This window comes from Fructilactobacillus florum 8D, assembly GCF_000512295.1.
In the GTDB taxonomy this organism is placed as follows: Bacteria; Bacillota; Bacilli; order Lactobacillales; family Lactobacillaceae; genus Fructilactobacillus; species Fructilactobacillus florum.
In genome coordinates this window covers 1-3,521 of the sequence record NZ_ALXG01000024.1, presented here as the reverse complement: position 1 = coordinate 3,521, position 3,521 = coordinate 1, and the positions used below count along the sequence as shown (strand labels likewise).

Annotated in this window: 3 protein-coding genes; all 3 read left to right on the top strand. The window is 39.6% G+C overall.

The genetic code is table 11. The features are described 5' to 3' along the window. Positions 1 to 144: 144 nt before the first annotated feature. The 3 genes from B808_RS02605 to B808_RS02595 all read left to right on the top strand — a co-directional run bounded on the left by B808_RS02605 (position 145) and on the right by B808_RS02595 (position 3,493). Positions 145 to 516 carry a MerR family transcriptional regulator gene (locus B808_RS02605; RefSeq protein WP_009166383.1) on the top strand — a complete coding sequence of 124 codons (372 nt, stop codon included), beginning with the start codon at positions 145 to 147 and terminating at the stop codon, positions 514 to 516. 27 nt (positions 517 to 543) lie between these two features. Then, entirely contained in the window at positions 544 to 1,890 is a 1,347-nt protein-coding gene (gene glnA, locus B808_RS02600; RefSeq protein WP_009166382.1) for a type I glutamate--ammonia ligase, read from the top strand. A 130-nt stretch (positions 1,891 to 2,020) separates the two neighbouring features. Beyond that, positions 2,021 to 3,493, top strand: a complete 1,473-nt coding sequence (locus B808_RS02595) for a peptide MFS transporter (RefSeq protein WP_009166381.1) — start codon at positions 2,021 to 2,023, stop codon at positions 3,491 to 3,493. The last annotated feature ends 28 nt before the right edge of the window (positions 3,494 to 3,521 follow it).

The window sequence follows — 3,521 nt, the reverse complement described above, 5'->3', positions numbered from 1 at the left end:
AAAGACCAGTTCAAATGAACTGGTCTTTTTTTAAAACAATGGCATGGTTAAAGCATCTACGGCATATGTAACGTTTTGTAACACATGTCATTGACGAAATCTGCTCGGGTCGTTAAAATAAAACCAATGAGGAGCTGTTGGCAGATGAGTGAGAAAGTAATCAGACGATCATTAGCAGTTTTACCGATGGGAACCGTGATGAAATTAACTTCATTGACGGCACGTCAAATTCGTTACTATGATGATCATGGTTTGGTTCAATCACAACGAACGTCTACTAATCGTCGGCTGTATTCGCTTAATGACATTGATCGAATTTTAGAGATCAAAGATTATCTGGCAGAAGGTATGAACATTGACCAAATTAAGCGGGTTTATACCAAGCAGAGCGAACGAAAAAATCAGCAGCAAAAACGAAAAGCGGGACAAGTTAGTGATAATCGAGTTCGTGAGTACTTGCGAGATGATATTTTACGTGCAGGTGGCTTATATCCCAACAGCAATTCACAATTTTAATAGAACTGATCTCAAAGGAGAGTGGAAATGACACAAACAGAAGCGTATACACCTGAAAAGATTAAACAAATGATTAAAGACGAGGACGTGCGGTTCCTTCGTTTGATGTTCACTGATTTATTGGGAACGGTTAAAAATGTGGAAGTCCCCATTAGTCAATTAGATCAGCTGTTAGCTGGTAAATTGATGTTTGATGGCTCCTCAATTGATGGATTTGTGCGGATTGAAGAAAGCGACATGTATTTACAGCCAGACTTGTCTACCTGGATGGTGTTCCCTTGGGGAGACGAGCATGGAAAAGTAGCTCGGTTAACGTGTAGTGTTTATACCGCTGCTGGCGAAGAATTTTTGGGAGACCCGCGGAATAATTTAATGCGAGTTTTAAAAGAAATGCGAGCGATGGGCTTTAGTGATTTTAATATTGGACCAGAGCCGGAGTTCTTCTTGTTTGAAATGGATGAAAAGGGTAATCCGATTAAAAAGCTTAATGACCATGGAAGCTATTTTGATTTAGCTCCAATGGACTTAGCAGCTAATATCCGTCGGGACATGGTTCTAGAATTAGGTCGAATGGGCTTTAACGTGGAAGCATCTCATCACGAAGTTGCTCCGGGTCAACATGAAATTGATTTTGAATATGATAATGCCATCTCATCGGCTGACCACATTCAAACTTTTAAAATGGTTGTGAAAACAGTTGCTCGTCGATATGGTCTTTACGCAACGTTTATGCCAAAACCACTGAACGGTGTGAACGGATCAGGAATGCACATGAATATGTCGCTCTTTGATAAAGATGGCAAAAATGCATTTTTTGCCGAGGATGGTAAGGATCAATTATCACAAACGGCTTACTATTTCTTAGGTGGTTTGTTAAAACATGCTAAAGCACTCACGGCTGTCTGCAATCCAACGGTTAACTCATACAAACGATTAGTACCTGGTTTTGAAGCTCCAGTTTATATTGCTTGGTCTGGCGCCAACCGTTCACCAATGATCCGAGTACCAATTGCACGCGGTAAGGGAACCCGCTTAGAACTTCGGAGTGTTGATCCTTCGGCTAATCCTTATTTAGCGATTGCAGCTATGCTGGAAGCAGGGCTAGATGGAATTAAGAATAAGATTATTCCAGATGACCCAATTGACCGCAATATTTATAGCATGGATGGTCAGGAACTCAAATCAGATCATATTGAAAAATTACCAGCAACCTTGCACAATGCCTTGGTTGAATATGAAGCAGATCCACTAATGGAAAAGGCATTTGGAACGCATATTTATCAGAACTTTTTAGATGCTAAAAAGTTAGAGTGGACATCTTACAGTCAAAACGTTTCTCAATGGGAACAAGAACGATATTTCCACTTATTATAAAATGGTCAACATAAACAAAGCACTTAAAAAAACCTCGAGACTGGTTTAATTTAAAGGAGCTCGAGGTTTTTTATATTGATAGAAAAATAAGCAGAGCTCTTAAGATGGTTTATTAAAGGAGGAACTCCAATTGGGACATAAAAAGGATTCTGACCATGCATTTTTTGGTCAACCCCAAGGATTAATGTACTTGGCCGGGACTGAATTTTGGGAAAGATTCAGTTATTACGGAATGCGTGCGATTCTACTGTACTATATGTTAGCAACGGCCGCTAACGGTGGCTTGGGATTAGCCAAAACTACTGGCCTATCGATCATGGCGATTTACGGAGCCTTGGTATATTTAGCAACAATCACAGGTGGGTACATTAGTGATCGAATTTTAGGTAGTCGACGTACTGTTTTTAGTGGTGGGGTCATGATTATGTTTGGTCACATTGCCTTATCACTCCCCTTTGGGTTATGGGGGTTATTAATGTCGATAGTGTTAATTACCACGGGAACCGGGCTCTTGAAGCCTAATATTTCAAATATGGTTGGTAATTTATATAGTACTGATGATCAACGAAGTGAAAGTGCGTTTACGATTTTTACTTTTGCAATTAACTTTGGAGCCTTTATAGCACCACTGATTTGTGGTTGGACTTCAACGAATTATAATTATCACGTTGGCTTTTCGTTAGCAGCGGTCGGAATGTTGATTGGATTGATTTTTTACTACATTGGCGGTAAAAAACATCTTGGTGAAATTGGGTTGCATCCCACTGATCCGATTCGCCCCCGCGAATTAAAAACAATTTTATTCCGCATGTGTGCTGGGCTATTCGCCTTTGTGCTAATTCTACTGGTAATGGCTGGTTTTAGGATTCTGAGTTTGGATAGTTTTGTTAGTCTGTTGAGTTTAATTGCAGTGATTACGCCAGTTTGGTACTTTATCATGATGTTACGGAGTAAAAAGATCACAGCGATTGAGCGCTCGCGGGTACTTGCGTACATTCCTTTATTCATTGGAGCGCTGATTTTTTGGGCCATTGAGGAATCTGGATCAAGTATCTTGGCAAGTTTTGCGCAAAGTCAGACGAACAATGATCTTGGTTGGTTACACATTGATCCGAGCTGGTATCAGTCATTAAATCCGTTATTTATCATGCTGTATACCCCTCTATTTGTTTGGCTTTGGACAAAATTAGGGAAGCGGCAGCCAAGTACTCCACGAAAATTTGCTTTGGGAATCTTTTTTGCGGGACTGTCCTTCCTATTTATGGTGATTCCTTTGTTACTATTTGGATCCGATGCAAAAATCAACCCGCTATGGTTAGTTGGTAGTTGGGCGATCATTGAAATTGGGGAAATGCTAATTTCACCAATTGGTTTATCAGTGACGACTAAATTAGCGCCTAAAGCATTTGGTTCGCAAATGTTAGGAATGTGGTTTTTAGCTGATGCTGCTGGTCAAGCAGTCAATTCTCAAATTGCCCGTTTTTATCAACCAGGCACAGAAATTGCTTATTTTGGTATCATTGGGATTATTGCAATTATTGCTAGTTTAATTTTATTGTTTTTTGTTAAACCAATTTTAAAATTAATGGATGGCGTTGAATAAAAAAAGTTCCGAAATTTCGGAACTTTTT